The organism is Micromonospora sp. ATLC20, from assembly GCF_057196585.1.
This window is the reverse complement of record NZ_JBXUOV010000302.1, coordinates 1-3,759: the sequence shown is the minus strand read 5'-3', so window position 1 is coordinate 3,759 and position 3,759 is coordinate 1. Positions and strand designations below refer to the sequence as shown.

The window sequence follows — 3,759 nt, the reverse complement described above, 5'->3', positions numbered from 1 at the left end:
GGCCGAGCCCGGCCGCGTTCGTCGGCCGGGCGGTCGGCGCCGTCTGGATGGGACTGGCCCACACGGTCGGCTGGACGTTCCGGGCCGCCGGGCGGCAGGCCGCGTCCACCCGGGAGCTGGATCCGGAGCACCGCCGCGACGGCGCCGGGCTGCTGCTGTTCGGCCTGGCCATCCTCAGCGCGGTGGGCATCTGGGGCGGCGGGGCCGGGCCGGTGGGCCGGCACCTGGCCGACACCGTACGGCTGTTCATCGGTGCCATCTCGATAATCCTTCCGGTGCTGTTCATGGTCGGCGCGTGGCGGCTGATGCGGACCCCGGCCGATCCCGAGCACCGCGGTCGCGGCCTGGTCGGCTGGGGCTCGATGATGCTGGCGACCGCCGCGATGCTGCACATCGGGCAGAACCCGGTCGACGAGGTCCAGCGTGACTTCGCGGGTGGCCTGATCGGCGCCGGCGTGGGTGACCTGCTGAAGTCGGCGGTGACCGCCTGGGTGGCCATGCCGCTGCTGCTCCTGCTGCTGGTGTTCGGCCTGCTCGTGGTCACCGCGACGCCGATCAACAAGATCCCGGAGCGGCTCGGCCTGCGCGCCGACCCGGCCGGGGCCGACGCCGACGAGGAGTTCGCCGAGGACGAGGCGCCGGCGAAGCCGGCCCGCAAGCGGCCCGCGAAGCGGATGCCGCCGCCGCTGGAGCCCTTGGACCCGGACGACGAGCTGGCGGGCGTCGACCTCCAGGAGACGCTGGTGCTGCCGCGCAAGCCGCCCAAGGTGCCGGCGAACCGCAAGCCGGTCGAGCCGCCGGAGCACTCGCCGCTGCCCACCCGCGCCGAGCAGCTCGCGCTGACCGGGCTGGCCGGCGACTACACGCTGCCGCCGGCGAACCTGCTCGGCAGCGGCGCCAAGCCGAAGAGCCGCAGCAAGGCCAACGACGAGGTGATCGCGGCGCTCACCGGCGTCTTCGAGCAGTTCGACGTGGACGCCGCCGTCACCGGCTTCACCCGCGGCCCGACAGTCACCCGGTACGAGGTGGAGCTGGGCCCGGGCGTCAAGGTCGAGCGGATCACCCAGCTGTCCCGCAACATCGCGTACGCGGTGAAGTCGCCGGACGTGCGCATCCTCAGCCCGATCCCGGGCAAGAGCGCGGTCGGTGTGGAGATCCCGAACACCGACCCGGAGAACGTGTCGCTCGGCGACGTGCTGCGCTCGCGCGAGGCGACGAGCGACCACCACCCGATGGTGGTGGCGCTCGGCAAGGACATCGAGGGCGGCTACGTGGTCGCAAACCTCGCGAAGATGCCGCACATCCTGATCGCGGGCGCGACCGGCGCGGGCAAGTCGTCCTGCCTCAACTCGCTGCTGGTGTCGATCCTGACCCGTGCGACGCCGGACGAGGTGCGGCTGCTGCTGATCGACCCGAAGCGGGTCGAGATGACCGGCTACGAGGGCATCCCGCACCTGGTCACGCCCATCGTGACCAACCCGAAGAAGGCGGCCGACTCGCTGGAGTGGGTCGTCCGCGAGATGGACATGCGCTACGACGACCTCGCCGCCAACGGGGTCCGGCACATCGACGACTTCAACCGCAAGGTGCGCAACGGCGAGATCAAGGCGCCGCCGGGCAGCGAGCGGGAGATGCGGCCGTACCCGTACCTGCTGGTGATCGTGGACGAGCTGGCCGACCTGATGATGGTCGCGCCGCGCGACGTGGAGGACTCCATCGTCCGGATCACCCAGCTCGCCCGGGCCGCCGGCATCCACCTGGTGCTCGCGACCCAGCGGCCCTCGGTCGACGTGGTCACCGGCCTGATCAAGGCGAACGTGCCGTCCCGGCTCGCGTTCGCCACCTCCTCCCTCGCCGACTCCCGGGTCATCCTGGACCAGCCGGGCGCGGAGAAGCTGCTCGGCCGCGGCGACGGCCTGTTCCTGCCGATGGGCGCGTCGAAGCCGCAGCGCATCCAGGGCGCCTGGGTCACCGAGCGCGAGATCGCCGACGTGGTGAAGTTCTGCAAGGACCAGCGCGAGCCGGAGTTCCGCCCGGACGTGCTCGCCCCGGCGCAGGACAGCAAGAAGAAGATCGACGAGGACATCGGCGACGACCTGGACCTGCTCGTGCAGGCGGTCGAGCTGGTGGTCACCTCGCAGTTCGGGTCGACCTCGATGCTCCAGCGTAAGTTGCGGGTCGGCTTCGCCAAGGCGGGCCGGCTGATGGACCTGATGGAGACCCGGGGCGTGGTCGGCCCGTCGGAGGGCTCCAAGGCCCGCGACGTGCTGGTCAAGCCGGACGAGCTGGAGGAGGTCCTGGCCGGCCTGCGCGGCGGCGAGGACTGACCCCGTACACGCGAACGGGCCCGCCGGTCGTCCCGGCGGGCCCGTTCGCGGTTCGGCGGTCTCAGTTGGTGAGGACCACGTAGCTGATGATCATGCCGATCACGGCGCCGGCGACACTCGCGGCAGCGGCGTACCAGCCCAGCGGCTTGTCACCGAGGACCGCGCCGACGATGCCGAGCACGAGGCCGACCAGGCCGAACAGCGGCGGCAGGATGAAGATCGCGAGGGCCGCGAAGACGAACGCGATGATCGTGCAGATCCGGGCGGCGTTGGTGCGCGGACGGGCGGCGGCGTGGATGTCGGCCATGGTTTCCTCCGTGGGTGATCTCGCTACCGGTCAACGGAAGATCCGGTACCCCGGGCGCCGCACCGTCCAAACCGGATGCGGCATCGATCAGGCGAACAACTTCAGTCCGATCACACCGGCCACCACCAGCAGCAGGCACGCCACGCGCGGCAGGTTGACCGGCTCGCCGAGCGCGAGCATCCCGACCAGCGCGGTACCCACAGCACCGATGCCGACCCACACCGCGTAGCCGGTGCCGACCGGGATGTCGCGCAGCGCGTACGCCAGGCCGCCCATGCTCGCCACCAGGGTGACGGCGAAGACGGCGGAGGGGAGCGGACGGGTGAAGCCGGCGCTGCGATCAAGCGCGATCGCCCACGCGGTCTCCAGGAGTCCGGAGATCACCAGCACGATCCAGGCCATGGGACATCACCTCTGACGGGCGGGCCCGGCGCGGAGCGGGCCGGGCGGCGGTTGGGTCACGCGGGGCGTCTTGGCCTGACCGGGTACGCCCACCACTCGTCCGGGACGGCCCGCGGGCCGTCGTGGCCGACGGTAGCACCGGGCGGGCCGGACCGGCGGCGGGGTGAGAAAGCCCACCATGGGTGGAGTTGACGTCAACTTCAAGTTGCAGGATGGATGCCATGACCCTGCTCTTCTCCGACGACGACGTCGCGGCCGCCGTGGACGCCCCGCTCACCGTCGCGGCCATGCGCGACGCGCTGCTGGCCGCGCACGCCGGGCGGCTCATCGCCCCGCCCCGGGCGTCCGCGCCGCTGGGCGGGGGCCGGATGGTGCTCACCGCCGGGCACCTCACCGGGCAGTGGTACGGCTTCCGCTCGTACGACACGTTCGGCCACCCGGAGAGCGGTCAGCTCGTCGTGCTGCACGACGCGACCACCGGCGCGGTACGCGCCATCGCCGTCGGCGAGGAACTCGGCTCCCGGCGTACCGGAGGACTCGGTGGCGTGGCGGTGGACGCCCTGGCCCGCGCGGACGCCGCCACCCTCGGCGTGGTGGGGTCCGGGCGGCAGGCGTGGACCCAGGTCTGGGCCGCGGCGGCGGTCCGGCCGCTGCGCGAGGTGACGGTGTTCAGCCGCTCGGCGGCCCGGCGGGACGCGTTCGCCGCGCGGGTCCGCGCCGAGC

General features: G+C 72.6%; 3 protein-coding genes, 1 pseudogene and 1 riboswitch. Of the genes and pseudogenes, 2 read left to right on the top strand and 2 right to left on the bottom strand.

Annotation, left to right across the window (positions count from 1 at the left end; all coding sequences use genetic code 11):
* A partial coding sequence (locus AC2CHG_RS30465; RefSeq protein WP_484526105.1) for an FtsK/SpoIIIE family DNA translocase occupies nt 1-2,327 on the top strand: 2,327 nt, incomplete at its 5' end.
* 61 nt (nt 2,328-2,388) lie between these two features.
* Here the strand turns inward: AC2CHG_RS30465 and AC2CHG_RS30460 are convergent.
* Together AC2CHG_RS30460 and AC2CHG_RS30455 are read right to left on the bottom strand one after the other, a co-directional pair.
* A complete protein-coding gene (locus tag AC2CHG_RS30460; protein ID WP_484526104.1) occupies nt 2,389-2,634 on the bottom strand; it encodes a hypothetical protein in 246 nt (81 codons plus the stop codon).
* Between the two features lie 87 nt (nt 2,635-2,721).
* Nucleotides 2,722-3,036, bottom strand: coding sequence for a DMT family transporter (locus tag AC2CHG_RS30455; RefSeq protein ID WP_355506994.1), 315 nt, complete (start codon nt 3,034-3,036; stop codon nt 2,722-2,724).
* A gap of 59 nt (nt 3,037-3,095) precedes the next feature.
* Nucleotides 3,096-3,161: riboswitch (guanidine-III (ykkC-III) riboswitch) on the bottom strand.
* Nucleotides 3,162-3,257: 96 nt separating this feature from the next.
* Here AC2CHG_RS30455 and AC2CHG_RS30450 point away from each other — a divergent pair.
* Nucleotides 3,258-3,759: pseudogene (locus AC2CHG_RS30450) on the top strand (ornithine cyclodeaminase family protein); the annotation flags it as partial.